This is a genomic window from Enterobacter vonholyi, assembly GCF_040834095.1.
Lineage (GTDB): Bacteria > Pseudomonadota > Gammaproteobacteria > Enterobacterales > Enterobacteriaceae > Enterobacter > Enterobacter vonholyi.
Genome location: NZ_CP162152.1, coordinates 2,763,994 through 2,789,918, shown reverse-complemented (window position 1 = coordinate 2,789,918; position 25,925 = coordinate 2,763,994). Strand labels below are relative to the sequence as shown.

The window sequence follows — 25,925 nt, the reverse complement described above, 5'->3', positions numbered from 1 at the left end:
AGGAATCAGAACATCATGGACATCCACGGATAGCCAATCAGCAGGAGGGCCGCCAGGAAGATGGCACCGAAGATGGTGCCGAGGCGCCAGTAGTCTTTGGTTGGCAGGTAGCCGCTACCGTAGTAGATCGGGCTTGGGCCAGTACCGTACGGGGTGATGATCCCCATCACACCCAGCGAGGTCACCATCAGCAGAACAAACACTTCCATATTCATGCCCGGGATGGTGGAGGCGATGGTCAGCATCGCTGGCAGCAGCGCCGTAGTGTGCGCGGTGGTGCTGGCAAACAGGTAGTGCAGCAGGTAGAACGCCAGCAGCAGGACGATGGTCGCCACGCCCGGAGAGATACCGCTCATCAGCAGACCGCCTTCTTTACCCAGCCAGCTGATAAAGCCGGTAGAGGAGAGACCGTCCGCCAGCGCCACCAGGGTGGCGAACCAGACGAAGGTGTTCCACGCGGCTTTGTTACCGGTGATGTCGTTCCACTCCAGCACGCCGGTCCACAGCATCAGGCCGACGATGAGCAGGGCAGCCATAGCCGGTTCAATCCACGCGGCGGCGAAGATCCACATCAGCAGCGCGCAGCACACGAACACCAGCAGCAGAATTTCATTGCGGGACAGTTTGCCGAGTTTTTCCAGTTCGCGGGTCGCCCACAGCGGCACTTCGTTGTTGACCTTCACTTCAGGCGGGTAGAACCAGTAGGCCAGCAGCGGCATGGTCAGAATCAGCAGAATACCCAGCGGCAGGAAGGCGAGGAACCAGGTGCCCCAGGAGATATCAATCCCAACCGTACTTTTCACCAGCGCCAGGGCCAGCAGGTTTGGCGCGAGGGCGGAGAGGAACATTGAACTTGTGATACAGGCCGCGGTGATCGCCACCCACATCAGGTACGAACCAATCTTACGCGCGCTTGGGTCATTAGGTTTTGAACCGTACAGCGGCGGCAGGTTAGCGATGATCGGGTAGATGGTCCCGCCGCTGCGCGCGGTGTTGGACGGGGTGAACGGCGCCAGCAGCAGGTCAGCAAACGTAATTGCGTAACCGAGCGTCAGGCTGCGACGGCCGAGGTATTTCACCAGAATCAGCGCCAGACGGCGGCCGAAGCGGGTTTTGTCATAGCCTGCGGCGAACATAAAGGCACCGAAAATCAGCCAGACGGTAGAGTTACCAAACCCGCTCACCGCCCACTTAAAGGAGGCGCCTGCCAGCTTGAATTTCGGATCGGCCAGCTGTTCAGGGCTAAACAGCACCCACTGGCTGCACAGGGCAATGGCGACCACGCCGGTCAGACCGATCACCGCACCTGGCAGGGGTTCGAAGATCAAACCGACGATCACGCCGACAAAGATTGCGAAGTAGTGCCACGCGTAAGGAGGCAGTCCTTCCGGTACCGGAACAAACAGCAGCAGTACGGCGACGATGACGGGCAGTGCCATCATCAGCAGACGTTTTGCGTTTCCATTTGATGCCTGGTTCGCCACAGGGGGCGTTACAGCAGTTTTTGTATTCATAGTTTCACGTCTTAAGTTGTCAAAGATTCGGTCGAACTGAAAAACAAAATCACTTTCTTAAGTTTCTTTGCTTTTTTTAGTTATTAAAGGTGCAATTTTGTATTTTCAGTAATAGCAATTTAACGCTTTTGTAGATGCGCTAAATTAAAAATTGATGATGTTTTTATATTGCGCCTTTGGATGCCATAACTATTGATCGCGATCAAAAAAACAGAATTGCAGCGTTATTTTTATGCTTTTATTAATAACCACTCAGGCGTATGTGGGTATTACCTGTTTTATTGGTTTGTTTTATCATTTTCGTAACATTTATGCTTTCTTTGTTTTTTTATATTATTGTTTTTTATGGTTTTGTATGTGGTATAGAAATTGGTTTTACCAATTTTTATTTAACGAATTTTAAATTATTGTGAATGACTAAATTACATTCGCTAACACCAATGTGTTATTTGTGTTATTGCAGGGATTAAATAGTTTATTAACTAACGTAATAACTTTAGAAACTAAAAAAATCATTATATTAATATCATGACATCGGCAAATAACGACGAACAAAAAAATCACTCCGATAACGAATTCTTAATTTTTTAAAAGTTTGGAGTTTCTATTATGAGCACTAACGAACGCATTCTTAGCCCCTTCACATTACCGAATGGCACTGAACTGAAAAACCGTTTGTTAATGGCCCCTATGACCACCTGTACCGGCTATTACGACGGCACCGTTACCAGCGAACTGGTGGAGTACTATCGTGCTCGTTCCGGCAGCATCGGCACCATCATTGTGGAGTGTTGCTTCGTTGACGATCTCGGCCTCGCCTTCCCGGGCGCGATCGGGATTGATAATGACGAGAAAATTGCCGGGCTGGCGAAAATCGCGGAGGCGATTAAATCCAAAGGGTCAAAGGCCCTGCTGCAGATCTACCACGGCGGCCGCATGGTTGACCCGAAACTGATCGGTGGCCGTACGCCGGTTGGCCCAAGCGCTGTTGCCGCGCCGCGTGAGGGCGCAGCAACGCCAGTGGCGCTGACTGGCGAAGAAGTCGAAGGCATGATCGGCAAGTTTGGTGAAGCGGTGCGCCGCGCGATCCAGGCCGGCTTCGACGGCGTGGAAATCCACGGGGCGAACACCTATCTGATTCAGCAGTTCTATTCGCCAAACTCTAACCAGCGTGACGACGAGTGGGGCGGCAGCCGCGATAACCGCGCGAAGTTCCCGCTGGCGGTTCTGGACATCACCCACAAAATGGTGCGCCAGTACGCGGACGACGCCTTTATTATTGGCTATCGCTTCTCCCCTGAAGAGCTTGAAGTGCCGGGCATTCGCTTTGAAGACACCATGTACCTGCTGGAAAAACTGGCGGCGCGCGGCGTGGACTATCTGCACTTCTCCGTCGGCGCGACCCTGCGTCCTTCCATTGTCGACACCCAGGACCCGACGCCGCTTATCGAAAAATACTGCGCGATGCGTTCTGAAACGCTGGCGCAGGTTCCGGTCATGGGCGTGGGCGGCGTAGTGAATGCCGCCGATGCCAATGAAGCACTCGACCACGGCTACGACCTGATTGCCGTTGGCCGCGCCACCATCGCTTATCCGGACTGGACAGACCGCATCGCGGCCGGCGAAAGCCTTGAGCTGTTTATGGACAGCACCCAGCGCGAGGCGCTGAACATTCCTGAACCGCTGTGGCGCTTCTCGCTGGTGGAAGCGATGATCCGCGACATGAGCATGGGCGAATCAAAATTCAAACCGGGTACCTTTGCTGAGAAAGTGCAGGATGACGCTAACGAACTGGTGATTAACGTCAGCCTGGAAACCGACCGCATTGCGGACATCGAGCTGGCCTCCGGCCCGAGCGAAGACGTTGAGTTCGTCACCAGCTTTGAAGAGATCCGTACCCGCATTCTGGATGCTAATACTCCGCACGTGGATGCCATCACCGGCGCAACCAGCCAGAGTGAAGCGGTGAAGAAAGCGGTCTCTAAAGCGATGCTGAAATCCAGCAAAGCGCTGGCCGCGGAAGAGGGCGTTGACCCGAACGAAACCCGCAGCGTGGACGTGGTGGTTGTCGGCAGCGGCGGCGCCGGGCTGGCGGCGGCGATTCAGGCTCACGACGAAGGCGCGAGCGTGCTGATCGTCGAGAAAATGCCGACCATCGGCGGGAACACCATTAAAGCCTCTGCCGGTATGAACGCTGCCGAAACCCGCTTCCAGCGCGTGAAGGGCATTCAGGACAGCAAAGAGCTGTTCTACCAGGAAAGCCTGAAAGGCGGCGGCAACAAGAACAACCCGGAACTGCTGCGCCGCTTCGTCGAGAACGCGCCGCAGGCGATTGAGTGGCTGGCAACCCGCGGCATCATGCTGAACGACATCACCACCACCGGCGGGATGAGCATTGACCGTACTCACCGTCCAAAAGACGGTTCTGCGGTGGGCGGTTACCTGATTAGCGGCCTGGTGCGTAACGTCAACAAACGCAACATCGAGGTAATGTTGGATACCTCCGTCAGCGACATTATCTTCGAAAACGGTGAAGTCACCGGCGTGCGCCTGACCACCGAAGAGAATGAAACTGTCACCGTGGCAGCGAAAAGTGTGATTGTCGCCACAGGCGGCTTCAGCGCCAACAGCCAGATGGTCGTGAAATACCGTCCGGATCTGGAAGGGTTCGTCACCACCAACCACAAAGGGGCAACCGGCGGCGGTATCGCGCTGCTGGAGCGCATCGGGGCGGGTACCGTGGATATGGGCGAAATTCAAATTCACCCAACCGTTGAGCAAAACACCTCGTACCTGATTTCCGAATCCATTCGCGGCGGCGGGGCGATTCTGGTCAATCAGAAAGGGGAGCGCTTCTACAACGAAATGTCGACCCGCGATAAGGTCTCGGCGTCAATCATCGCGCTGCCGGAGAAATACGCATACATCGTCTTTGACGAGCACGTACGTGCCAAAAACAAAGCCGCGGATGAGTACATCGCAAAAGGCTTCGTGACCAGCGCCAGCTCGCCTAAAGCCCTGGCGGAAGCGCTCGGTATGGATCACCACGCTTTCCTGGCGACCCTGGAACGTTACAACGGTTTCGTTGAAAAACAGCACGATGACGACTTTGGTCGTACCACCGCGCTGCGTGCGCCAATCAATGAAGGGCCATTCTACGCCATTCAGATTGCGCCGGGCGTGCACCACACCATGGGCGGCGTGACCATCAACACCGAAACCTGCGTGCTGGATAGCAACCACAACGTGCTGCCAGGCGCGTTTGCGGCCGGTGAAGTGGTCGGCGGGATCCACGGCGCTAACCGTATCGGCGGTAACGCAGTGGCAGATATCATTATTTTTGGTACCCTTGCAGGACATCAGGCGGCTCTGCGTTCGAAAAAGATGTAAGGCACCTGCTTCCCAGGCCGGATACGCGCAGCGCTATCCGGCATTTTCCCCGGCGGCGCGGTGCCAGCCGGGGGCTACAGCTGAGGACTCCTGCCATGCCTGATAGCCATCGCGTTTACAGCTACTCCGCCGTCCTGATGGGGTCTCCCATCCTCCTGAAGCTCTTCTCCCATGACGAAGCCCTCGCGTCCCGCGTGTTTCGCCTGATCAAACAGTATGAAGACCTGCTCACCGTCAACCGCGCGCACTCGCAGGTGATGGACATCAACCATGCGGCGGGCCAGCATCCGGTCACCGTCAGTCGGCCGGTGTTTGATCTGATCCGCTGTGCAAAAGCGGCAAGCCTGCTCAAGGACAGCGCCTTTAACCTGGCGATCGGTCCGCTGGTGAAGCGCTGGAAAATTGGCTTTCAGGGGGACAGCGTTCCGCCTGCCGATGAAATCGCCTCGCTGCTGGCGATTACCCGCCCCGAGGATGTCCTCCTTGATGAGGCCAGCAGCAGCGTGTTTCTGACCCGGGCGGGGATGGAGATCGATCTGGGGGCGATTGCCAAAGGCTATATCGCCGACAGGGTGCGGGATTACCTGCATAAAGAGGGCGCGGAACTGGGGCTGATTAACCTCGGCGGAAACATTCAGACCTTAGGCTCCCCGGAAGGGGGCTGGAGCGTTGGGCTGAAAAAACCGTTCGCCGGTGACGCGCTGATCGGCACTATGACCGTAGAGAACCTGTCCGTCGTCACGTCGGGAACTTACGAGCGCTACTTTGAACAAGACGGCAAACGCTATCACCACATTCTCGATCCGCGCACCGGTTACCCGCTCGATAACGAACTGGACAGCGTGACCATCATTTCAAAAGATTCCATCGACGGCGATATCTGGACCACGCTGATGTACGGCATGGGCGTGGAGAAGGGCCGCGCTGCGCTGCGCGCGCGTCCCGACATAGAAGCGATCTTTGTGACCAAAACAAAAGAAGTGGTGTTCTCTTCAGCACACCACTTCCGCTTTACCCTGCTGGATGATACCTACCGCGTTACTGACAGTATTGCTTGAGCAGGCCCGTTTGCTCCGGCTGGAGGCGGTAGCGATACACCGGACGCCCGGTGGCGCCGTAGTGAATGCTGGTGAACAGAATATTGATTTGCGCCAGCCAGATCAGATATTTGCGGCAGGACACGCGGGAAATATTGACCGCGTTTGCCAGATCGTCGGTAGAAAACTCCGTCTCCGGGTGTGCGTCAATCCACTGGCAAATCGTGCGCAGCGTTTGCGGCGTTAACCCTTTCGGCAGCTTTTTGCTGTCCGCCAGTTCCGGTGCCCCGCCGTGGATCAGCCGGTCGACGTCCGCCTGCTCGTAATACTGATGCGACCCCATCAGGCTATGCTTTGCCTTCCAGCCGTTCAGCGCCTCTTCAAAGCGCGGGAACTGGAACGGCTTGATCAAATAATCCACCACGCCGTAGTGAATGGAGGTCTGGATCGTGGCGGCGTCGGCGGCCGAGGTGATCATGATCACGTCGATTGGGCGGCCGGATGCGCGAATGACGGGCAGCAGATCCAGCCCGTTATCCTGCTGCATATAGACATCCAGCAGCACCAGATCGACAGGATGGCTGGGGTCATTAATGATGGCCTCGGCCTGGTTTAGCGTGGAGGCGACGCCACAGCAGGTAAAGCCTTCAACGCGGTTGACGTACAGACGGTTGAGGTCGGCCACCATGGCGTCATCATCGACAATTAACACATTTATCACGCGATTTTCCTCTCGCTATCCCAGGGGATGTGAACAAAAAATTGGGTAAATACGCCGGGCTCAGACTCGACGGAGATATCGCCGCCAAGGTTCTGAATCTGCTGGCGAGCAAGGAACAGCCCAACGCCGCGGTTTTCACCTTTTGTTGAGAAGCCCTTTGTAAAAATAGACTCCAGCTGAGTGGGATCAATGCCGGGGCCATCGTCGCTGACTTCACAGCTGAGCCAGCCGTTCTGATAATGCAGCAGCAGGCCGATCTCGCCCTCCTGCTGTCCTTCCATCGCGTCGAGCGCGTTTTCAATGAGGTTGCCCAGCGCGGTGATCAGCACCGCGACCTGCTCTTCACTTGCGGTATCCGGTATCTGGCTTTCATCCGCCAGCGTCAGGGTGATGCCCGCTTCTTTCGCCCGGTTGATTTTACCCAGCAGGAACCCGGCAACCACCGGGGATTTTACCTTGCTCTGTATCGTACCGATATCCGTCTGGTAATGATGTGCCGTCTGGAGAATGTACTCTTCCAGCTTGTCGTAGCGCTTAATATTCAGCAGGCCGAGTATCACATGCAGTTTATTCATAAACTCGTGGGTGTGGGCGCGCAGGGCATCGACGTAGTTAACCATGCCGTCCAGACGCTGCATCAGCTGGCTGATTTCCGTTTTATCACGAAAGGTGGTGATGGCGCCGATCACCCGATCCTGACTTTTCACGGGGACCATGTTGCACAGCAATAGCCTACCGTTGCAGCTGATCTCCTGATCCTGGCGCGCGACGCCCGTCTTCGAGACGTCACGCAGGCTGGCCAGCAGGGGCGCGCTGGCGTTTTCGGTCTGCTTGCCGGAGGGGAGAAGCAATATTTCTCTGGCGGTCTGGTTGATCATCGTCACTCGCCCGTGAATATCGACGGCCAGAACCCCTTCGCGAAGCGACTGCAGCATCGCCTGGCGCTGTTCGAACAGGGCGGAAATTTCGTAAGGTTCGAGCCCGAACAGGATGCGTTTAAGTACCCGCACCAGACCCCAAATTGCCATCGAACTCATAAAAATACTGAATAAAATGGTCCAGACGGCGTTTAGCCGCCCGCGGGCAATCTGCTCTTCAACCTTATTCAGGGAGATACCGACCACCACCACGCCTATCTGCTCGTGCTGGCCGTCGTAGACGGGCGTAAAAACGCGCAGCGCTTCGGCGAGCGCGCCCCGGTTAACCGATACGTTCTCTTTGCCTTCCAGCGCAGGGGTTAAATCATCGCCGATAAAATGCAGCCCCAGCAGCGCCTCGTTCGGGTGTGAATAGCGGATCCCGCGCATATCGGTGACCACGGTGAACAGCAGATCGTTTCGCTTCGTCACCGCCTGGGCGATGGGCTGAATAATATTCTCCTGCGGTGCCTGCATCAGGCCGCGCTGTATCTCGGGGCTGTCGGCGAGGGTGCGGGCAATGCCGAGCGCAGTGTCTTTAACATCATCGCGGGTCGCCCGAGTGATTTGTACGGAGTAGAGCGCAAAGACCACCAGCAGCACAGAGGCAATAATCGCGCACACCATCAGCGTGACCAGCGTATTGAGTTTCATGGGGCGCTTGCGCGTCGGAAGGAAAGGCTGCAAATCGCTCATCAACACTCCGCGATGATTAAGAAAGGGGTAATTATCGCCGATGACGCGCTTTTCTTAAAGCCATGTAAAGGCGTGGATTTGGTCCTCTTTTCGTGACCCTCCTCGCAGGTCATCTATATAAAACACTTTATAGTGTATGGGTACTCATAATAAGGAGGCTGTTTATGAGCGTTATGCTTACCGGTTCGGTCAGGGAAAGACGGCACGCCAGCACGATGAATATTGATAGATTGTCCACGCTGGACATGCTGAAAGTCATTCACCAGGATGATGCACTCATTTCTGCTGCTATTACCCCCTGTTTAGACACTATTGCACGCGTGGTGGACAACGCCGCCGCGGCGCTCAGCCACGGCGGTCGCCTGGTCATCGTTGGCGCGGGGGCGTCTGGGCGCGTTGCGCAACAGGTTACCGATGAGTATGCGCCGGGCAAAACCCCGGTGATTGCCGTTACGGCACAAGAAGGGGAAGGGAGCTACGAGCGCGGCGTTGCCGATCTGCAGGCCATTAAGTTTGGTGAACACGATATGATGCTGGCCGTGACCGTCAGCGGAAAAACGCCGTGGGTCTGGGGGGCAATGCGCCATGCGTGGTCGCTGGGTTCGCCGGTGGCCATCATTACCGGCGATGCGCAAAGTGAAGCCGCGCATCTGGCGAGCATGGTTATCGCTCCGGATCTGGGTGCCGATGTCGTCGCAGGCTATATCAACACCAAAGCGGGGATTGCGCAGAAAATGATCCTCTCAATGATCGCTACAGGGCTGGCCGTTCGGACCGGACGGGTTTACAGCAACCTGCGCGTGGATCTTGAGGCAAGCAACACCAAATGGGCCGAACGCCAAATCGCCATTGTGATGGAAGCGGGGGGATGCTCCCGGGCGGAGGCTAAAGCCGCGCTGGAGAGCTGTAACCATCACTGTAAAACGGCGGTATTGATGGTGCTCACAGGGCTGGATGCGTGGAAGGCCCATGAACTGCTGGCGCAGAATAACGGGTTTATTCGGGTGGCGCTGCAGGAAGCGCCATAATAAAAATGAAGAAATAAAAAAGGCCGCAATTGCGGCCTTTGGTATTTTGGGGATTAGAACTGATAAACAAGACCGACTGCTACGATGTCATCGGTGCTGATGCCATTCGCGTTGTAGAAATCGTCATCTTCATCCAGCAGGTTGATTTTGTAGTCAACATAGGTGGACATATTTTTGTTGAAATAATAGGTCGCACCCACGTCAGCATATTTCACCAGATCTTTATCACTTCCGTAGAAGGAATTCAGATCCTTACCTTTAGACATCAGGAAAGAGATCGCAGGGCGCAGGCCGAAATCAAACTGATACTGTGCTGTCACTTCAAAGTTCTGAGTTTTATTAGCAACGCCGAAGTCACCGTAAGGCGTCATATTGCGGGTTTCTGCATACATGGTTGCCAGATAGATATCGTTGGCATCGTATTTCAAGCCAACAGTCCAGACGTCAGCCTTGTCACCACCGGCTGTTGTTTTGGTAACCTGGTCGTTGGTACGGTCAGATGAAGCATATGCAGCGGCGGCGTTGAATCCCATACCGAAATCGTAGGAAGTTGAAATACCCCAACCGTCTCCGTTTTCTTTGCGGATATCACGACCATTGTTAGTACCTTCCTGATCGTTAGAGGCGCTTTCGTTATTGCCTTGATACTGAATAGCGAAATCCAGGCCCTGAGCCAGACCAAAGAAATCATTATTACGGTAGGTTGCAACACCGTTTGTACGGCCGGTCATAAAGTTATCGGTATAGGTATAGGAATCTCCGCCGAACTCAGGCAGCATATCGGTCCAGCCTTCAACATCGTAAACCACGCCGTAGTTACGACCGTAGTCGAATGAACCGTATTCACCAAATTTCAGACCAGCGAAGCCAAGGCGTGTCCATGACTGATTGCCTGAGTTCTCTGTTTTGTTAGCCTGAATATTATATTCCCACTGGCCATAGCCGCTCAGCAGGTCGTTGATCTGCGTTTCGCCTTTGAAGCCCAGACGAACGTAGCTTACGTCGCCATCTGAACCCGTGTCGTCAGAGAAATAATGCAGACCATCTACTTTACCGTACAGGTCGAGTTTATTGCCATTGCTGTTGTAAACTTCAGCCGCATTTGCTATGCCTGCAATTAATAATGCAGGTGCAATAATTGCCAAAACTTTTCTTTTCATTATATATTCCCTTGAAAGATAATTTATATGAATATATGTAATCACTCTCCGCAATTACAGGGTGGATACTATTCCAGGATGTGTTATTTAGTTCTAAAAACAAATGTAATTAAAACCTTTTAAATATTGCAAAATATTTCATTTGCTCTCTTTGTTTTTCCCGTGAATTAGTTGCTTGAATTTGTAGGGTGTAATTATTATTAAGTATTTCGAGCTTCTATTTTTTAATTGGTTTAATTTGCCTGTGTTATAATTCTTTCTCTTTTAGACGACAGGACATGACGATGGAACTTGCCCGGTGGCAGCAACGATTTGAGCACTGGCTCGAGGAGAATCACAGCACCGACGATACCGCACATGATATTTCGCATTTTCGTCGGGTCTGGATGACGGCGCAAAAAATCATGGTTCACCACATGGTCGAGCCGCTGGTGATTCTGACCGCATGCTATTTTCACGATATTGTCAGCCTGCCGAAAAACCATCCTGAACGCAGCCGGTCGTCACGGCTCGCGGCGCTTAAGACGAGCGACATTCTGCGCCACGACTTCCCGGACTTTCCGCCAGAGCATATTGCCGCCGTCGGGCACGCGATTGAGGCGCACAGCTTCAGCGCCGGGATTGCGCCGCAGATCATGGAGGCCAAAATTGTGCAGGATGCAGACCGGCTGGAAGCGTTAGGCGCTATCGGCCTGGCGCGCGTTTTTGCCGTCTCGGGCGCGCTGGGCGTGTCGCTTTTTGATGCTAACGATCCCTTCGCCGATGCGCGTCCCCTCGACGACCGTGCGTTTGCCCTCGACCATTTTCAGACCAAGCTGCTGCGATTGCCTGATACAATGCAAACGGACATGGGCCGCGAACTGGCACGTCACAATGCCGATTTCCTGATCCAGTTTATGGCGAAACTCAGCGCCGAATTACACGGCGACTGCCTCGGGCTGGATAGCCAGGTGCTGAGCCGTTTCCGTCGCAGTTTGCGCAACTGAACTGTGGTAATCTGTTCCCAGTCTTTATTCTCCGGTTAAAAGAATGCAGGAAAATCGATCAGTGACAGAGCCCGCGCCCGCGCAGGCTGAGAAAACAACGGCAACGGTGCAGGCATTACTGCGCCAGCTGTTGGATATCTATGATGCTAAAACGCTGGCCAGCCTGCTGGTGGCGCACGGCGAGAGCCACTGGAGCCCGGCGATCCTTAAACGCCTGCTGACCAGCGAGCGAGCAGGGCGTCGCCTGAGTGAAGGCGAGTATCGTTATCTGCAAAACCTGCTTCCGCGACCTTCTGCCGCGCACCCGAACTATGCCTTCCGCTTTATCGATCTTTTTGCCGGTATCGGCGGCATTCGGCACGGTTTTGAAGCCATCGGCGGACAGTGCGTGTTTACCAGCGAGTGGAACAAACATGCCGTACGCACCTACAAGGCTAACTGGTACTGCGATCCGAACGAGCATCATTTCAACGCGGATATCCGCGATGTGACCCTGAGCCATAAAAGCGGCGTGAGCGATGAACAGGCCGCCGAGCACATTCGTCAGACGATCCCGGCGCATGACGTGCTGCTGGCAGGCTTCCCTTGTCAGCCCTTCTCGCTGGCGGGCGTCTCCAAAAAGAATGCCCTTGGACGCGCCCACGGTTTCGCCTGCGATACGCAGGGAACGCTTTTTTTTGATGTGGCGCGCATTATTGACGCCCGCCGCCCGCCCATCTTTGTGCTGGAAAACGTCAAAAACTTAAAAAGCCACGACGGCGGGAAAACCTTCCGCATTATCATGCAAACCCTGGATGAGCTGGGTTATGACGTGGCCGATTCAGAGGACATGGGCGCGGACGATCCTAAAATCATTGATGGGAAACATTTCCTGCCCCAGCATCGCGAACGTATCGTGCTGGTGGGCTTCCGCCGCGATCTCAATCTGAAAGGGGATTTCACCCTGCGGGATATTCCTTCTCTGTATCCCGAGCGCCGTCCCACCGTGGCCGATCTTCTTGAACCGGTCGTCGACGCGAAATTTATCCTGACCCCGGTGCTGTGGAAATACCTTTACCGCTATGCCAAGAAGCACCAGGCGAAAGGCAACGGCTTCGGCTTTGGGATGGTAAACCCTAACGATCCGCACAGCGTCACCCGCACGCTGTCTGCTCGCTACTACAAAGACGGCGCGGAAATCCTGATCGACAGAGGCTGGGACAAAGCGCTGGGTGAAAAAGATTTCGACGATCCGCACAACCAGCGTCACCGTCCGCGACGCTTAACGCCGCGGGAATGCGCCAGGCTGATGGGTTTTGAAACGCCGCAAGGCTACGGTTTCCGGATTCCGGTTTCGGATACCCAGGCGTACCGCCAGTTTGGTAATTCGGTGGTCGTTCCCGCGTTTGCGGCGGTCGCAAAGCTGCTGGCCTCGCGCATCAGGCAGGCGGTGGCGCTCCGCCAGAGTGAGGCCGTCAATGACGGACGTTCACGATAAGGCGACGCGCAGCAAAAACATGCGTGCCATCGGCACGCGTGACACCGCGATTGAAAAGCGCCTGGCCGCGCTGCTGACGCAGGCGGGGTTTGACTTCCGCGTGCAGGATCCCACCCTGGCGGGACGCCCGGATTTCGTCATCGACGCCTGGCAGTGCATCATCTTTACCCACGGCTGTTTCTGGCACCATCACGGCTGCTACCTGTTTAAAGTCCCCGCGACGCGCATCGATTTCTGGCTGGATAAGATTGCTAAAAACGTCGAGCGCGACAAGCGGGACCTCTCGACGCTTATTGAGCAGGGCTGGCGGGTGCTGATTGTCTGGGAGTGTGCGCTGAGAGGCAGATTAAAGCTGAATGATACCGATCTGACCGAACGGCTTGAAGAGTGGATCTGCGGCGGCGGCCAGACCGCGCAGATCGACACGCAGGGCATTCACCTGCTTACGGTTTCTCCGCCTCGCAAGGCGTGACTACCGGTTTTGCCGGCAGCAAATATTTGCCCAGCGTGACCAGCACGACGGCAAACACAATGATCCCTAATGCAATCCATTCCACTGGCGAGAGCGTTTCTCCCCCCAGTCCTGTCCCGAGCAGCACGGCCACGACCGGGTTGACGTAAGCGTAGCTGGTGGCGACAGCCGGAGAGACATTGCGGATCAGGAACATATAGGCGTTAATGGCGATGATAGAGCCGAACAGCGCCAGGTAGCCTACCGCCAGCAAGCCCGACAGCGGCGGCAGGGTTGTCAGCTTTTCTCCCGTAAGCATGGAGGCGAGCAGCAGTACAATCCCGGCGGCAAGCATCTCGATTGCGCCCGCCATCATGCCGGTAGGCAGTTCGATACGCGAACCGTACACGGAACCAAACGCCCAGCTCATCGAGCCAATCAGGATGATGACTGCACCCCACGGATTCCCGCTCAGGTTACCGCCGCTATTCAGCAGAATGATGCCGGCAAGGCCAATCCCAATACCCAGCCACTCCAGCTTGCGGGTGCGGATACCAAAGAGGCGGCTGAAGCACAGGGTAAACAGCGGTACGGTGGCAACGACCACGGCGGCGATCCCGGACGGTACGTTCTGGTGCTCGGCAATCGTCACAAATCCGTTCCCCACAGCCAGCAGCAGCAGGCCGATCAGGGCGGCATTCAGCATCGGACGCAGCGGGGGAAGCTTATGCCCGCGCAGCAGCAGGAAGGCAAGCAGCAGGATGCCCGCCGAGAGGAAGCGAATGCCCGCCATCATCAGCGGCGGCCAGCTCTCCACGCCGATGCGAATGACAAAGTAGGTTGACCCCCAGATGATGTACAGCGAAAAGAGTGCCCCGATGAGCGGTAGCAATTGCCGGAAACGCATAATCCCTCACGACGAAATAAAAAGTTCGCTGATAGTAAACGCGAAAACTATCGCGCTGGCGAGCCCTTTAATTGTGTGGCAGATGTGAATTTTTTGTTGACGTAAGGCGCCTGTTTCCGGGTTGGCGCTTTTGCTCCATACTATTCACTTAATTACCAAAAAATGAAGGATTAAGATTTTGGCAGGAAGTAGCTTATTAACATTGCTGGATGATATTGCCACCTTACTGGACGACATTTCAGTAATGGGGAAACTGGCGGCGAAGAAAACCGCAGGCGTGCTGGGCGATGATTTATCGCTTAACGCTCAGCAGGTGAGTGGGGTGAGGGCAAACCGTGAACTGCCGGTGGTGTGGGGCGTGGCGAAAGGCTCTTTCCTGAATAAGGTGATCCTGGTGCCGCTGGCGCTGCTGATCAGCGCGTTTATTCCCTGGGCCATCACGCCGTTACTGATGATTGGCGGGGCATTTCTCTGCTTCGAGGGCGTGGAGAAGGTGCTCCACTCCTTTAGCGCGCGCAAGCAGAGCGATACGCCGGAGGTACGCCAGCAGCGTCTTGAAGCGCTGGCCGCGCAGGATCCGAAAACCTTCGAGCGTGATAAGGTCAAAGGCGCCATTCGGACCGACTTTATCCTGTCTGCGGAAATCGTCGCGATTACGCTGGGGATTGTCTCTGACGCGCCGCTTCTGAACCAGGTGCTGATCCTCTCCGGCATTGCGATTCTGGTCACCGTGGGCGTGTACGGTCTGGTGGGGCTGATCGTCAAGCTGGACGATATTGGCTACTGGCTGGAAGAAAAGTCGAGCGCGGTGGCAAGAGGCATCGGCAAAAGCCTGCTGGTGCTGGCGCCCTGGCTGATGAAGAGCTTGTCGGTGGTGGGCACGCTGGCGATGTTCCTCGTAGGCGGCGGAATTGTGGTTCACGGCATCGCGCCGCTGCACCATGCCATCGAACATTTCTCCTCCACGCAGGGGGCCGTTATCGCGGCGATTCTGCCCACCCTGCTGAATCTGGTGCTGGGCTTTATCATTGGCGCTATCGTCGTTGCGGCGGTGAAGCTGGTTGAGAAAATTCGCGGCACGTCGCACTAATTGTTACCCGCGGCAGGATGCAAAAAGACCATTCCTCGTCTAAATTGAAACAGTTTCACCCTGATACAGGAGGCAGGTATGGTCTTTTTGGTCAGTGATGAAGTTAAGCCTAAAAAGGGCGGCCCACGTATGATCGTCACCGGGTATTCCAGCGGAATGGTGGAATGCCGGTGGCACGATGGCTATAGCATCAAGCGGGAAGCATTTCGTGAAGATGAGCTTCAGCCGGGTGACGGGCAGCACAAGCGGGACAAGGCTTAATCACATAACGCCCGGCTTTGCCGGGCGTTTTTATCTCAAGTACTGGGTGTTAGGTAGCGATCATGGAGTGTGTGTGCAGCGCGATACCTTTGTTGTAAGACAATCTTTTTTGCAATGGCTGCATAAGCGTAGCAATCCGGGGCGGATTGTTAATCTCTGTTTTATGATCGTTCTGGTATTTTCCACTCTACTTACCTGGCGTGAGGTGGTGGTGCTGGAAGAGGCATACATCTCCAGCCAGCGCAATCATCTGGATACGGTGGCCAGTTCTCTGGACAGGCAGTTACAGAACAGCATCGACAGGCTGCTGTTATTTCGCCAGGGCATGCATGACGCAATCGAGACGCCGCTGGCCTTTGAAGTCTTACAGGATGCGGTGTCACGCTTTAATACCGTCCGCATGCTCCCCACCTGGCAGCTTGCCGTTGATAAAAAACGTACCCTTCCCATTAACGGGGTCTCGGACGCCTTTGTCGAAAAAACCACGCTTCTCAATCGGGACGCTGAACGCATAAGCCATGAAATTTCTGCCGCGCTCGAAGTGGGCTATTTGCTCAGACTGGCGTCGTCGAGAGCGCAAACGGAAGCGCGAGTGATCTACGTCTCCCGCGCCGGATTTTTCCTTTCCACGGATACGCCGGATCGGGCGGGTGATATTACTGCCCGCTATTATAATCTGGTCACGCAGTCCTGGTTTACCCAGCAGTCAGAACGTAACAACCGCGCCCGCGCCGTGCGCTGGTTTATCTCCACGCCTTCATCCTGGACCGGGGATGAACGAACGATCACCGCCAGCGTCCCCATCTATTTCGATCGTTACTGGTACGGCGTCGTGGCGATGGACTTTACATTGAGCACGATGCAGCGTCTGCTGGCCGATGCGACGGAAGATCGAACGGAGGGAGAGTATCAGCTGTACGATACCCGGCTAAATATGATCGCCACCTCAGCCCACGCGGGAAGCCCGGTTAACCATTTTGACGAACGCGAAGCGGCGCAGATTGCCCAGGCGATTGAGCATGATACCGGCGGCGGTATCCGCCTCGGGAGCCGGTTTATTACCTGGGAGCGGCTCGATCACTTCGATGGCGTCGTCCTGCGGATCCACACTCTGCATGAAGGGGTACAGGACGACTTCGGTAGCATCAGTATCGTACTGGCGCTGCTGTGGGCGCTCTTTACCGCCATGCTGTTGATCTCGTGGCTGGTGATCCGCCGGATGGTGAGTAACATGTATACGCTTCAGCACTCCCTCCAGTGGCAGGCCTGGCACGATCCGCTTACGCGACTGAATAATCGCGGCGCGCTGTTCGACCGCGCAAAAATGCTGGCAGAAACCTGTCGCCAGCAGTCGCTGCCGTTCTCGGTGATTCAGATCGATCTCGACCATTTTAAAAACATCAACGACCGCTTCGGCCATCAGGCCGGTGATAAGGTGCTCTCCCACACGGCAGGACTGATTGCCAGCGCGTTACGCAAGAATGATGTGGCAGGGCGTGTGGGCGGGGAAGAGTTTTGCGTCGTCCTGCCGGGGATTGGTCTGGAGGAGGCGAGAGGCGTCGCGGATCGCATTCGTTGCCGAATCAACAGTAAGGAGATTCTGGTGAAGAAGAGCACGACCCTGCGCATCAGCGCGTCGCTGGGGGTCAGCAGCGCGGATGAAGCGGGTAACTACGATTTTGAGCAGCTGCAGTCCGTGGCGGACGTCCGGCTCTATGAGGCCAAGCAGAGCGGGCGTAACCGGGTCATGTGGCGAGATCAGGACAGGAAGTGATCCAGCCCCTCCCGCCAGCCTGCCGGGCCGGGCTGCTGGGTGTGATAAACGCGGGCAGGGTTATCATCCCGTAGCGTGATGCCCTGGCGGTTAATCCCCTTGATGACCACCGCGAAGTCAACGCTGTCGAGCAGCGGCGCATCGTTAGGACCGTCGCCGAGCCCCAGCGTGGTGGGCTCGATCTCGTCCTGCTCGCCATACTGTTCAATCAGCCAGTTCACCGCTACGTCTTTGCCGCAGCGGGCGTCCAGAATATGCCAGAACCGCGCACCCTGCAGGCATTTCAGGCCGATATTCGCCAGTTCCTCTTCAAACTGAACCATTTTCTCGTCGGTATCGCGCCAGATGAGCGTGACGGACGCTTCATGCTTGCGGGCAAGCGACGAACGGTAGCGCGTCAGCCCGGTCCACTCGCTGATAACGTGCTCATCCACATCGTCAAAGGTGGTGAATTTAAAGCCCGTCTGCAGACGAATCTGCTCGATCCGAGGACGAATATCCCGGTGCGTCATCCCTCTGGTCTGGCGCTGAACCTTATCCCAGCGCACGTCAGGCTGAATCACCGCGCCGTTCTCGGCAATAAAAGGCAAGCCTTCAAGCCCAAGATCCTGCTGGATATCCAGCATCTCTGCCGCGGTCTTGCTGCTGCAGAGAATGACCGGAATCTGATTATCCAGCAGTTTGTCCAGCCAGGGCATGGCGGGTTGCCACTCATAGGTATGAATATCCAGCAACGAGCCGTCCAGGTCAGAAAAAATCAGCAAGTTATCCCGCAGTGAAGGCATAGTGGCTCCCGGTAACGGCTGCGTCCTTATCTAAGAAAATTCCTAAAAAATAACCGAATTGTTAACAGGAGAAATGAGAGTATTCCCTGGCAAACCCGCATTCGGCGTATGTTATTGCTCATAGCGAAAAGCATTATGTTAAAAATATTATATTCATCATAAGAATATATGCTTGTCAGACAAATTCGTTGGGGATAGTGTGGCTTGTACATCAGATTTCCTGGTGTAACGAATTTTCAAGTGCTTCTTGCATAAGCAAGTTTTGATCCCGGTCATCCCCATGACCGGGATTTTTTTCGCCCTAACGATTGGCTTCAGACACGCTAAAGTCGTGAATATCGAGCTCGAAGGCCTCCGCCAGCTCACGATAGGTGTGATAATCCCTTCCGTTGACAATGACGCGGTCCGAATTGTCGTCCGACCGGCGGACTTCTGACTCACTGATCTCATTGATGGCGGCCAGCAGGGCATCGACATCCACCTCGACTTCGCGCTTGATGGTGTCGCTGTACTCTTTATCGGTCTTCATTGCGGGACTCCTCTTTCAACCTGCAAACGTGTCCAAGGTTAAGTATAGCCTGTGTATAAAAACGCCATTCACGCCGGGCGGCGATGTGTGTTTTTGCGTTTTGTTCTACACTGGCTCAAAACCAGAGGAGGAATGTATGAAGGTCAACGATCGGGTAACCGTTAAAACGGACGGTGGGCCGCGCCGCCCGGGTGTGGTGCTGGCAATTGAAGAGTTTAGTGAAGGGACAATGTACCTGGTATCACTGGAAGACTACCCGCTCGGCATTTGGTTTTTTAACGAACTGGGGCATCCTGACGGTATCTTTGTTGAGAAAGCAGACTAACATGGCGTCGGGTAGCACATCGCGGCCCGACATCCTCTGCAGAAGCAAAAATCTCTGGCCAGGCCAGAGATCAAAGGTAGGGTGCACAGGGTCTTAAGCGACTAACGCATGTTAACGAAAATCCCGTTCGTCACATTATCGGTCAGGCGTACCACATGGTAGATCACTTGCTTATTATGCGTTTTAATTTTCCGTTTAATATTTCCTTTGTGTGACGAAACGGTTTTCGCTTTAATATTCATCTGGTCGGAGATCTGAATAGTTCCTTGTCCCGCCATCCACATTCGCAGCATACTTGATTCAGTCCTGCTTAATGATAGGGTGGGTAAGTTAACCGCTCCTACATTTTTAACTTCTTTATTCAAATAATCACCCAAAATGTCATCCAGCGACTCGGGTTTAATCGATTTAGAACTGATCAATAAATTTTTACGGACCAACAAATACTCATCGAAATGGATATTCGCGATCGCCATAAAAACAATAAACAGGGTTTTTGGATGCTGATTAATGATTTGCTTAATGTGCTGACTGTTGGCTGGATCGTGAATGAAACAGTCCTCATTAATAAACACCACGCCTGGTTTTAGTTCGTCACAAGCGGCTGCGAGTTCGTCAACGGTGTGTGCATCGTTGATGTCTCTCTTTCTTACCCCTCTGCTTGCCAGGTACCCGGTTAACCCTAGCCGGGTGTAGCTGCATAAATCCATAATGATCGTTGACATGGCATACCCTCACTCAATGCGTAACGATAATTCACCATCTGCCTGAGAGCTCAAAACAGCCATACGGGATGGAAAAAAATAATAAACCTGTGAGCATGACAAAGACTTTCAGGCGGACTCACTATCCCGTAAAGTTACGTATAATTTGCCAGGAATCTTCTTAAAGTAAAGTAAATATTAAGTATTGTGAGGTGGTTAGAAACAATTAAACCGCGTCAGATATATCCTGGAAGATGTTTTTCGCATTTTATTTTAGGAATATCCTCAGAAAGACAATAGCAACAGTGAGGGATATTATTTACGTGGCAGCTCGCTGACAATATCCGCTAACAGGTTGAATATCTCGCCGAATAAATGTTCACAGAAGGGAGCGATCAGTGGCATCAGTAATGACATTAATAAAATTCCGACCGTCAGCGTCAGCGGAAAACCAATGACAAACACCGAAAGCTGCGGCGCCATTCGGTTGAGTAAACCTAAAGCCAGGTTGACGGTCAGCAGCAGGGTGATGATAGGTAACGCCAGCATCAGCCCGTTCAGGAAGATCAGCCCCGCCGCTCGGGTGAGCGCCAGGAAAGCGTTGCTGTTCACCGGGTTTTCGCCAATCGGCAGGGTATGGAACGTGTCCACCAGCATGGAGATTAGCCACAGATGGCCGTTGAACGACAGGAACAGCAGCATGGCGAGCAGATCGATAATGCGCGCCAGCACGGGCATGTTGAGATGACTGCCGGGATCGACAAACGTGGCAAAAGATAACCCCATCTGCAGGCCAATCAGTTCCCCCGCGGTACGCACGGCGGCAAAGGCCAGCTGCATGGTAAAGCCGACGGCGACGCCAATCATAACCTGCTGCAAGGCCACCCACACCGCGTTCGCCGAGAAGATCGGAATATCCACGGGGGGCAGAGAGGGCGCGACGATAATGGAGATAATAATCCCCAGTCCCACCTTGACGCGTTTGGGTATCGATTTCTCGCTGAGAATGGGGGCGGTGGAGATCAGCGCCATGATGCGCAGCATCGGCCAGAAGTAGACGCCGAGCCACTGAACCCACTGGTCGCTGGTGAAGTGCAGCATCGTCAGGTCAGCCGATGATATACGGCAGGTTGGTAAATAGGTTGCGCATATAGTCCAGCAACAGGTTCAGCATCCACGGCCCGGCTACGATGATCGCCACGAACACGGCGATGATTTTCGGGATGAATGACAGCGTCATTTCGTTTATCTGGGTGGCGGCCTGCAGAATACTGATAATCAGACCGGTAACCAGCGCGACAAGCAGCAGCGGCGCGGCAACGGCAATCGCGATTTTCATCGCCTCCGTGCCCATCATCATGACCGATTCGGGTGTCATTGCCGTTCCTTAACTGTAGAAACTCTGCGCCAGCGAGCTGACCAGCAGCTGCCAGCCGTCGACCAGTACAAAGAGCATGATCTTAAAAGGCAGGGCAATGGTCGCGGGCGGCACCATCATCATCCCGAGCGCCATCAGGACGCTGGCGATCACCAGATCGATAATCAGGAACGGAATAAAAATGGTAAAGCCAATCTGGAACGCGGTTTTCAGCTCGCTGGTAACATAGGCGGGCAGCAGAATACGCATTGGCACCGCTTCCGGTCCCTGCAGCTCGCCGGTGTTGGACAGGCGGGCGAAAAGGGCCAGGTCGGCTTCGCGCGTCTGGCGCAGCATAAATTCCCGCAGCGGCTGTGCGCCTTTGTCGAGCGCCTCCTGCATGGAGATTTTGTCTTCGCTGAACGGCTGATAGGCGTCGGTATAAATCTTATCGATCACCGGTGACATAATGAAAAAGGTCAAAAACAGCGCCAGCCCGAGCAGAACCTGGTTTGGCGGAGCGGAAGGGGTGCCCAGCGCGTTTCGCAGCAGACCGAAAACGATGATGATGCGGGTGAAGCTGGTCATCATCAGCAGGATGGCCGGAATAAACGTCAGCGAGGTGATGAACACCAGCGTCTGAACGGGAAGTGACCAGCTTTGCCCACCACCCGCGAGAGGGGTTGAGACCAGACCGGGCAGCTGTGCATAGACCGCGGGAGCAAACAGGGCAACGCCCGCAAGCGTCAGGGATAACAAACGGCGCATCAGGATCTCCCGGAACGCTTAAGCAAACTCTTCATGACGGACTGAAAATCCGCAGGGGCCTCTGCGCGCTCGTCCACCACAACAGGAGCGGGCGGCAGCTTGTGTAATACGCTGATGTTTGAGGCCGTTACGCCCAGAACCAGACGCGCATCGTCCACCTCGACGATGACCACGCGTTCGCGTGGACCCAGGGTGGTGCTGGCGCTAACCTTCAGTCCGCGGGCACCGGCGGTTTTACCCGCCAGGCCAAAGCGTTTTGCCAGCCAGGCGGCGATAAGAATAAAGGCAATAATACCGAACAACGCCCCGCTCACCTGGAGCAGAGGTGAGCCGGGAACGGCAGAAGGCTGTGATATTGTTGCCTGGGTTTTCATGCTTAACGGCTCAGACGACGCATACGTTCAGACGGGGTAATGATGTCGGTGATGCGTACGCCGTATTTATCGGCAACCACTACGACTTCACCCTGGGCAATCAGATAGCCGTTGATCAGGATATCCAGCGGCTCACCGGCCAGACCGTCAAGGGCCACCACGGAACCCTGCGTCAGGCGCAGCAGCTCTTTAATGGTCATACGGGTGCGTCCCAGCTCAACGGTCAGCTTAACCGGGATATCCATGATCAGGTCGATGTCCTGCAGCGTGCCGCTGACGTCACCGCCGCCGAGCTGCTGGAATACGGCATCCGCTGCGCTTTTGGCCGGGGTCGCTTTTTGCTCGTTTAACGCGTCAGCCCACAGATCGTCCAGTGCTCCGCTGTTTTCATCGGACGGATTGTTCATGTCACTCATTTGGGCTGTTCCTCATTCAGCGAATTCAAAATCGGGTTGATCAAGTGCTCAACGCGTAACGCATACTGACCGTTAATCGTGCCGTACTGGCTTGTCAGCACGGGGACACCATCCACATGGGCAATAATGCGGTCGGGTTTTTCTATCGGCAAAACATCGCCGGGTTGTAATTTCAGGATCTGAGATAACCGCAGCGGGATATCGGCGAAGCTCGCCACCAGTTCAAGCTGCGAATGCTGGACCTGGCGGACCAGGTTTTCACGCCAGTTCTGGTCTTCGTTGCGGGAGTTCTCCAGCGGCGGGTTAACCAGCAGCTCGCGCAGCGGTTCGATCATACTGAACGGCAGGCAGATGTTGAACTCGCCGGTCAGGTTACCGATCTCCACGTGGAACGGCGTGTTAACGACGATATCGTTCGGGGAGGTGGTGATATTGGTAAATTTCACCTGCATCTCAGAACGGACGTACTCCACTTCCAGCGGGTTAATCGCTTTCCACGCGTCGCTGTATGATTCCAGCGCCAGCTTCAGCATGCGGTTAATAACGCGCTGTTCGGTGTGGGTGAATTCACGACCTTCTACTTTGGTCGGGAAACGCCCGTCGCCGCCGAACAGGTTATCCACCGCGATGAACACCAGGCTTGGCGAAAACACCACCAGACCGGTGCCGCGCAGCGGCTTCAGATGAATCAGGTTAAGGTTGGTTGGCACCGGCAGGTTGCGGGCAAACTCATGGTACGGCTGAATGCGGATCGCACCGACCGTAATATCCGGGCTACGACGCAGCAGGTTAAACAGTCCCATACGGAACTGACGTGCAAAACGTTCGTTAATGATCTCCAGCGCCTGCAGACGTTCACGTACCACGCGACGCTGGGTATTCGGGTCATAGGGACGAATATCGCTATCGCCGCCAATGCCCGGTTGCGGATCATCACTTTTATCGCTGTCGCCGTTGAGCAGCGCATCGATTTCTGCCTGAGAAAGAATACTGTCGCCCATGTCGTTACCGCAGAATGAATGCTGTATACAGAACGTCAGTGACTTCCTGCTTAGGTTGGCCGTTTACCAGCGGGGTCGCCAGCGTTTGTTTAATAGCGTCGACCAGCTTTTGCTTACCCACATCGGTGGCCAGCGCTGAAGCGTCCTGACGAGAGAACAGCAGCAACAGACGACTACGCACTTCAGGAAGGTAATCGTTCAGACGTGAACGGGTGGCTTCATCTTTCAGGCGCAGCGTAATGCCAACATAAAGCACGCGATCCGCATCACCGAGATTGACGGTGAAGGTATCCAGCGGGAAAAACACTGGAGCCGGCGGAGGAGGTGCTTCAGCTTTGGCCGCAGCGGTGGTCGGTTCCTGCTGCATACGCCAGTAACTATAGCCCGCGGTAGCGCAGGCGGCGAGCGTGATCAACACCAGCAGCGGGATCCAGATGGAACGCTTACTTTTTTTGGTGATAGCGGAGTCAGTCATCTGATACGAGCTTCCTGTTTCGGTACAGCTTAATAAGGTGATTATCCCGTGTCCTGCTGTCGTCAAAGCGTGGAAAAGACGGGGATAATCACGCTACCTCTGGCGTTTAGGCGAAGATGTCTACGGCACTGTTACCGCGCGCTGCGGACTGCAGGGCGGAAGGAACAGGCAGCAACTCATCGCTTTCTTCATTAAAACCGCCGGTGTTGCCGGAACGCGAAGCCTGGTGCTGCTGCTGGGATGAGGACTGCTGCTGCCCGGCGAAGCTCTCGCTGCTGACGCTACTCTGTGCAAGCTGAATGCCGTTTTCCGCCAGTGAGGTCCGCAGTACCGGCAGCGCGGCTTCCAGCGCTGCACGAACATGGCTGTGCGCAGAGACCATCTGCAGCTGGGCCTGGTTGTCATCCAGCTTAAGCGAAATTTGCACCTGACCCAGATCTTCCGGGTGCAGGCGCAGCTCTGCCGTCTGCTGGCCCTGCTTAGTGAACAGGGTGATGTGCTGGCTCAGAGACTGCTGCCACTCGTGGGTTCCCAGAGGCTGGCTTAACACCGGCGCGGTGGCAACGGTAGCGGCCGTCTGGCTGGTCGCATGGCTGGACATAATCGGTGCCAGGGTGGCCGTTGGTGATGATGAGGAGGACGAACTGGCGAGCTCCTGCTTCTCTGCTGCCGCGGCCACGGCCGGTGTAGCAGGCACGTTGCCCGACAGAGCGGGTTCGTTGGTTTTCGCCTGGCTCTGATAAGGCGTAGAACTCTGCGCTTTATCGTGGCTTCCCGCGGACGCGTTCAGGGACGGCTGGCCCACGCCGTTTTGCGAAAGCGTCGCGGAACTCAGCGTTGAGGTGGCGGAAACGCCCTCACTGCCTGCCGCGCGAGAGGCTGTAGTTTGCTGATGAGGCAGCATCGCCATCAGCGCGCTTAATCCGGCCAGTTCTTCTTCGCTAAGCTCGCTTTTACCGTCATCTTTGCTGTTCGCGGCATTGATCGTCTTCAGCGCGTCGCCCTTAGACAGCGGCACCAGCCCGGAAACCAGCGTATCAAGCGACGTGACGGGCGACGTTTCATCGCCATTCAGCGCCGTCTGGCGCGAGAGCAGGTCGGCAATTTTGGCCTGCAGGGTGGTATCACCTTTTGCGTCCTGGGCCACTTTTGACAGTTTACTGCCGGCGGCTTTCAGGTCAGCCAGGGTCAGCGGCGCATCTTTGCCCTTGCCCGTTGCGTCCGACAGGGCGCCCGCCAGCAGTGAGAGAAAGTCCTGAGCACCGTCGGTGCCTTTCCCTGTTTGCGTGCCGCCTGACAGGTCGCTGTCGCTCATCAGCAGTTGTTGCAGTGTGATCATTCCGGTTTCCTCATTGATGCGCGCTGGGCAAACTCATCCATTTTCTTCTGATCCAGACGGTTTTCCGCCAGGGTCGTTGCCGCGATCTGTCGGTCCTGTAAAGTCTGCCAGGCCTGCAGCCGCTGCTTCTTCTCGCGCCAGAAATTCAGCGCGGTATCGACTTTCTGGGTCCACTGGTTAAGCTGCTGGCGATGCTGATCTATCGCCTTCTCCAGCGTCTGGATAAACTGCTGATAGTTAATCCAGCGCTGGCTTCCAATGCCCTGTGTCATATCGGTATTGAGGTTGGTGCGATATTCATGCTGATAGTCGATTAACATCTTCAACTGTTCTTCAGCCTGCTGGCACCCGCGTCGCATTGCGCCAAGCTGCAATGCGGCATCATCAACTTCTTTTTCAGCCAGATCTTTCAGCGTTGATAACGCGCTGTTTTGCGCCATGAC

At 55.1% G+C, this 25,925-nt stretch carries 27 protein-coding genes; 10 read left to right on the top strand and 17 right to left on the bottom strand.

The features are described 5' to 3' along the window. Positions 1 to 5 precede the first annotated feature (5 nt). Positions 6 to 1,514: an anion permease gene (locus AB3N39_RS13190; protein ID WP_023325580.1), complete on the bottom strand. Its 1,509-nt coding sequence runs from the start codon at positions 1,512 to 1,514 to the stop codon at positions 6 to 8. Between the two features lie 609 nt (positions 1,515 to 2,123). Here AB3N39_RS13190 and AB3N39_RS13185 point away from each other — a divergent pair. Then, positions 2,124 to 4,904 (top strand): flavocytochrome c, encoded by a 2,781-nt coding sequence (locus AB3N39_RS13185; protein WP_367896779.1) that lies wholly within the window; start codon positions 2,124 to 2,126, stop codon positions 4,902 to 4,904. Between the two features lie 95 nt (positions 4,905 to 4,999). Next, positions 5,000 to 5,962 carry an FAD:protein FMN transferase gene (locus tag AB3N39_RS13180; protein WP_136195814.1) on the top strand — a complete coding sequence of 321 codons (963 nt, stop codon included), beginning with the start codon at positions 5,000 to 5,002 and terminating at the stop codon, positions 5,960 to 5,962. Here the strand turns inward: AB3N39_RS13180 and dcuR are convergent. Both dcuR and AB3N39_RS13170 read right to left on the bottom strand, forming a co-directional pair. Beyond that, the gene (dcuR, locus tag AB3N39_RS13175) at positions 5,943 to 6,662 is read right to left on the bottom strand and encodes a two-component system response regulator DcuR (protein ID WP_045908149.1); all 720 of its coding nucleotides are present in this window, start codon (positions 6,660 to 6,662) and stop codon (positions 5,943 to 5,945) included. The genes AB3N39_RS13180 and dcuR overlap by 20 nt on opposite strands. Next, the gene (locus tag AB3N39_RS13170) at positions 6,659 to 8,275 is read right to left on the bottom strand and encodes a sensor histidine kinase (protein WP_136195813.1); all 1,617 of its coding nucleotides are present in this window, start codon (positions 8,273 to 8,275) and stop codon (positions 6,659 to 6,661) included. Before AB3N39_RS13170 ends, dcuR begins: the two co-directional genes overlap by 4 nt. 164 nt (positions 8,276 to 8,439) lie before the next feature. Between AB3N39_RS13170 and AB3N39_RS13165 the strand changes: the two genes are divergently transcribed. Beyond that, positions 8,440 to 9,303 carry an N-acetylmuramic acid 6-phosphate etherase gene (locus AB3N39_RS13165; protein WP_288459699.1) on the top strand — a complete coding sequence of 288 codons (864 nt, stop codon included), beginning with the start codon at positions 8,440 to 8,442 and terminating at the stop codon, positions 9,301 to 9,303. Between the two features lie 53 nt (positions 9,304 to 9,356). Here the strand turns inward: AB3N39_RS13165 and ompC are convergent, their stop codons facing one another. After that, entirely contained in the window at positions 9,357 to 10,463 is a 1,107-nt protein-coding gene (ompC, locus tag AB3N39_RS13160; protein WP_252093204.1) for a porin OmpC, read from the bottom strand. 284 nt (positions 10,464 to 10,747) lie between these two features. Between ompC and AB3N39_RS13155 the strand changes: the two genes are divergently transcribed. From AB3N39_RS13155 to AB3N39_RS13145, 3 genes are all read left to right on the top strand, one after another. Next, positions 10,748 to 11,449 carry a phosphohydrolase gene (locus AB3N39_RS13155; RefSeq protein WP_133294730.1) on the top strand — a complete coding sequence of 234 codons (702 nt, stop codon included), beginning with the start codon at positions 10,748 to 10,750 and terminating at the stop codon, positions 11,447 to 11,449. A 61-nt stretch (positions 11,450 to 11,510) separates the two neighbouring features. Beyond that, the gene (locus AB3N39_RS13150) at positions 11,511 to 12,926 is read left to right on the top strand and encodes a DNA cytosine methyltransferase (protein WP_133294729.1); all 1,416 of its coding nucleotides are present in this window, start codon (positions 11,511 to 11,513) and stop codon (positions 12,924 to 12,926) included. Further along, on the top strand, positions 12,907 to 13,398 hold the full coding sequence (locus AB3N39_RS13145; protein ID WP_367896778.1) for a very short patch repair endonuclease: 492 nt from the start codon (positions 12,907 to 12,909) through the stop codon (positions 13,396 to 13,398). Before AB3N39_RS13150 ends, AB3N39_RS13145 begins: the two co-directional genes overlap by 20 nt. Here the strand turns inward: AB3N39_RS13145 and yedA are convergent. Then, complete coding sequence (yedA, locus tag AB3N39_RS13140) at positions 13,370 to 14,284, bottom strand: drug/metabolite exporter YedA (protein WP_115875733.1); 915 nt, start codon at positions 14,282 to 14,284, stop codon at positions 13,370 to 13,372. The two genes, AB3N39_RS13145 and yedA, sit on opposite strands and share 29 nt — an antisense overlap. Positions 14,285 to 14,462: 178 nt before the next feature. On the opposite strand from yedA, the gene AB3N39_RS13135 reads away from it, so the two are divergent. From AB3N39_RS13135 to dgcQ, 3 genes are all read left to right on the top strand, one after another. After that, the gene (locus AB3N39_RS13135; RefSeq protein ID WP_008500306.1) at positions 14,463 to 15,374 is read left to right on the top strand and encodes a DUF808 domain-containing protein; all 912 of its coding nucleotides are present in this window, start codon (positions 14,463 to 14,465) and stop codon (positions 15,372 to 15,374) included. 78 nt (positions 15,375 to 15,452) lie between these two features. Then, positions 15,453 to 15,635, top strand: a complete 183-nt coding sequence (locus tag AB3N39_RS13130) for a YodC family protein (RefSeq protein WP_008500307.1) — start codon at positions 15,453 to 15,455, stop codon at positions 15,633 to 15,635. Between the two features lie 73 nt (positions 15,636 to 15,708). Then, positions 15,709 to 17,409, top strand: a complete 1,701-nt coding sequence (gene dgcQ / locus AB3N39_RS13125; RefSeq protein ID WP_136195806.1) for a cellulose biosynthesis regulator diguanylate cyclase DgcQ — start codon at positions 15,709 to 15,711, stop codon at positions 17,407 to 17,409. Here dgcQ and AB3N39_RS13120 read toward each other — a convergent pair. Continuing rightward, positions 17,394 to 18,194: a mannosyl-3-phosphoglycerate phosphatase-related protein gene (locus tag AB3N39_RS13120; RefSeq protein WP_133294725.1), complete on the bottom strand. Its 801-nt coding sequence runs from the start codon at positions 18,192 to 18,194 to the stop codon at positions 17,394 to 17,396. The two genes, dgcQ and AB3N39_RS13120, sit on opposite strands and share 16 nt — an antisense overlap. 301 nt (positions 18,195 to 18,495) lie before the next feature. After that, complete coding sequence (gene yodD / locus AB3N39_RS13115) at positions 18,496 to 18,723, bottom strand: YodD family peroxide/acid resistance protein (RefSeq protein WP_008500310.1); 228 nt, start codon at positions 18,721 to 18,723, stop codon at positions 18,496 to 18,498. A gap of 136 nt (positions 18,724 to 18,859) precedes the next feature. On the opposite strand from yodD, the gene dsrB reads away from it, so the two are divergent. Continuing rightward, a complete protein-coding gene (gene dsrB / locus AB3N39_RS13110; protein WP_008500312.1) occupies positions 18,860 to 19,048 on the top strand; it encodes a protein DsrB in 189 nt (62 codons plus the stop codon). 101 nt (positions 19,049 to 19,149) lie between these two features. Here the strand turns inward: dsrB and rcsA are convergent, their stop codons facing one another. The 10 genes from rcsA to fliJ form a co-directional block, all read right to left on the bottom strand. After that, positions 19,150 to 19,773, bottom strand: a complete 624-nt coding sequence (rcsA, locus tag AB3N39_RS13105; protein WP_008500313.1) for a transcriptional regulator RcsA — start codon at positions 19,771 to 19,773, stop codon at positions 19,150 to 19,152. A 294-nt stretch (positions 19,774 to 20,067) separates the two neighbouring features. Beyond that, positions 20,068 to 20,853 (bottom strand): flagellar biosynthetic protein FliR, encoded by a 786-nt coding sequence (fliR, locus tag AB3N39_RS13100; protein ID WP_008500314.1) that lies wholly within the window; start codon positions 20,851 to 20,853, stop codon positions 20,068 to 20,070. A gap of 7 nt (positions 20,854 to 20,860) precedes the next feature. Further along, positions 20,861 to 21,130, bottom strand: a complete 270-nt coding sequence (gene fliQ, locus AB3N39_RS13095) for a flagellar biosynthesis protein FliQ (RefSeq protein ID WP_008500315.1) — start codon at positions 21,128 to 21,130, stop codon at positions 20,861 to 20,863. A gap of 9 nt (positions 21,131 to 21,139) precedes the next feature. After that, positions 21,140 to 21,877, bottom strand: a complete 738-nt coding sequence (gene fliP / locus AB3N39_RS13090; RefSeq protein ID WP_023619313.1) for a flagellar type III secretion system pore protein FliP — start codon at positions 21,875 to 21,877, stop codon at positions 21,140 to 21,142. Next, the gene (gene fliO, locus AB3N39_RS13085) at positions 21,877 to 22,251 is read right to left on the bottom strand and encodes a flagellar biosynthetic protein FliO (protein WP_032658659.1); all 375 of its coding nucleotides are present in this window, start codon (positions 22,249 to 22,251) and stop codon (positions 21,877 to 21,879) included. The genes fliP and fliO overlap by 1 nt, the downstream gene beginning before the upstream one ends. 2 nt (positions 22,252 to 22,253) lie before the next feature. Continuing rightward, a complete protein-coding gene (fliN, locus tag AB3N39_RS13080; protein WP_008500318.1) occupies positions 22,254 to 22,667 on the bottom strand; it encodes a flagellar motor switch protein FliN in 414 nt (137 codons plus the stop codon). Further along, positions 22,664 to 23,668, bottom strand: coding sequence for a flagellar motor switch protein FliM (gene fliM, locus AB3N39_RS13075; protein WP_008500320.1), 1,005 nt, complete (start codon positions 23,666 to 23,668; stop codon positions 22,664 to 22,666). The genes fliN and fliM overlap by 4 nt, the downstream gene beginning before the upstream one ends. 4 nt (positions 23,669 to 23,672) lie before the next feature. Then, on the bottom strand, positions 23,673 to 24,143 hold the full coding sequence (fliL, locus tag AB3N39_RS13070; RefSeq protein ID WP_023312306.1) for a flagellar basal body-associated protein FliL: 471 nt from the start codon (positions 24,141 to 24,143) through the stop codon (positions 23,673 to 23,675). A gap of 106 nt (positions 24,144 to 24,249) precedes the next feature. Next, the gene (gene fliK, locus AB3N39_RS13065; protein WP_133294724.1) at positions 24,250 to 25,482 is read right to left on the bottom strand and encodes a flagellar hook length control protein FliK; all 1,233 of its coding nucleotides are present in this window, start codon (positions 25,480 to 25,482) and stop codon (positions 24,250 to 24,252) included. Continuing rightward, complete coding sequence (gene fliJ / locus AB3N39_RS13060) at positions 25,479 to 25,922, bottom strand: flagellar export protein FliJ (RefSeq protein WP_023312304.1); 444 nt, start codon at positions 25,920 to 25,922, stop codon at positions 25,479 to 25,481. Before fliJ ends, fliK begins: the two co-directional genes overlap by 4 nt. Positions 25,923 to 25,925 lie beyond the last annotated feature (3 nt).

Bases quoted from the DNA above. Each gene is read 5' to 3' on its own strand.
- AB3N39_RS13190 (WP_023325580.1), bottom strand. From the start codon at position 1,514: ATGAATACAAAAACTGCTGTAACGCCCCCTGTGGCGAACCAGGCATCA.
- AB3N39_RS13185 (WP_367896779.1), top strand. From the start codon at position 2,124: ATGAGCACTAACGAACGCATTCTTAGCCCCTTCACATTACCGAATGGC.
- AB3N39_RS13180 (WP_136195814.1), top strand. From the start codon at position 5,000: ATGCCTGATAGCCATCGCGTTTACAGCTACTCCGCCGTCCTGATGGGG.
- AB3N39_RS13170 (WP_136195813.1), bottom strand. From the start codon at position 8,275: ATGAGCGATTTGCAGCCTTTCCTTCCGACGCGCAAGCGCCCCATGAAA.
- AB3N39_RS13165 (WP_288459699.1), top strand. From the start codon at position 8,440: ATGAGCGTTATGCTTACCGGTTCGGTCAGGGAAAGACGGCACGCCAGC.
- ompC (WP_252093204.1), bottom strand. From the start codon at position 10,463: ATGAAAAGAAAAGTTTTGGCAATTATTGCACCTGCATTATTAATTGCA.
- AB3N39_RS13155 (WP_133294730.1), top strand. From the start codon at position 10,748: ATGGAACTTGCCCGGTGGCAGCAACGATTTGAGCACTGGCTCGAGGAG.
- AB3N39_RS13145 (WP_367896778.1), top strand. From the start codon at position 12,907: ATGACGGACGTTCACGATAAGGCGACGCGCAGCAAAAACATGCGTGCC.
- yedA (WP_115875733.1), bottom strand. From the start codon at position 14,284: ATGCGTTTCCGGCAATTGCTACCGCTCATCGGGGCACTCTTTTCGCTG.
- AB3N39_RS13130 (WP_008500307.1), top strand. From the start codon at position 15,453: ATGGTCTTTTTGGTCAGTGATGAAGTTAAGCCTAAAAAGGGCGGCCCA.
- AB3N39_RS13120 (WP_133294725.1), bottom strand. From the start codon at position 18,194: ATGCCTTCACTGCGGGATAACTTGCTGATTTTTTCTGACCTGGACGGC.
- yodD (WP_008500310.1), bottom strand. From the start codon at position 18,723: ATGAAGACCGATAAAGAGTACAGCGACACCATCAAGCGCGAAGTCGAG.
- dsrB (WP_008500312.1), top strand. From the start codon at position 18,860: ATGAAGGTCAACGATCGGGTAACCGTTAAAACGGACGGTGGGCCGCGC.
- rcsA (WP_008500313.1), bottom strand. From the start codon at position 19,773: ATGTCAACGATCATTATGGATTTATGCAGCTACACCCGGCTAGGGTTA.
- fliR (WP_008500314.1), bottom strand. From the start codon at position 20,853: ATGCTGCACTTCACCAGCGACCAGTGGGTTCAGTGGCTCGGCGTCTAC.
- fliQ (WP_008500315.1), bottom strand. From the start codon at position 21,130: ATGACACCCGAATCGGTCATGATGATGGGCACGGAGGCGATGAAAATC.
- fliP (WP_023619313.1), bottom strand. From the start codon at position 21,877: ATGCGCCGTTTGTTATCCCTGACGCTTGCGGGCGTTGCCCTGTTTGCT.
- fliO (WP_032658659.1), bottom strand. From the start codon at position 22,251: ATGAAAACCCAGGCAACAATATCACAGCCTTCTGCCGTTCCCGGCTCA.
- fliN (WP_008500318.1), bottom strand. From the start codon at position 22,667: ATGAGTGACATGAACAATCCGTCCGATGAAAACAGCGGAGCACTGGAC.
- fliM (WP_008500320.1), bottom strand. From the start codon at position 23,668: ATGGGCGACAGTATTCTTTCTCAGGCAGAAATCGATGCGCTGCTCAAC.
- fliL (WP_023312306.1), bottom strand. From the start codon at position 24,143: ATGACTGACTCCGCTATCACCAAAAAAAGTAAGCGTTCCATCTGGATC.
- fliK (WP_133294724.1), bottom strand. From the start codon at position 25,482: ATGATCACACTGCAACAACTGCTGATGAGCGACAGCGACCTGTCAGGC.
- fliJ (WP_023312304.1), bottom strand. From the start codon at position 25,922: ATGGCGCAAAACAGCGCGTTATCAACGCTGAAAGATCTGGCTGAAAAA.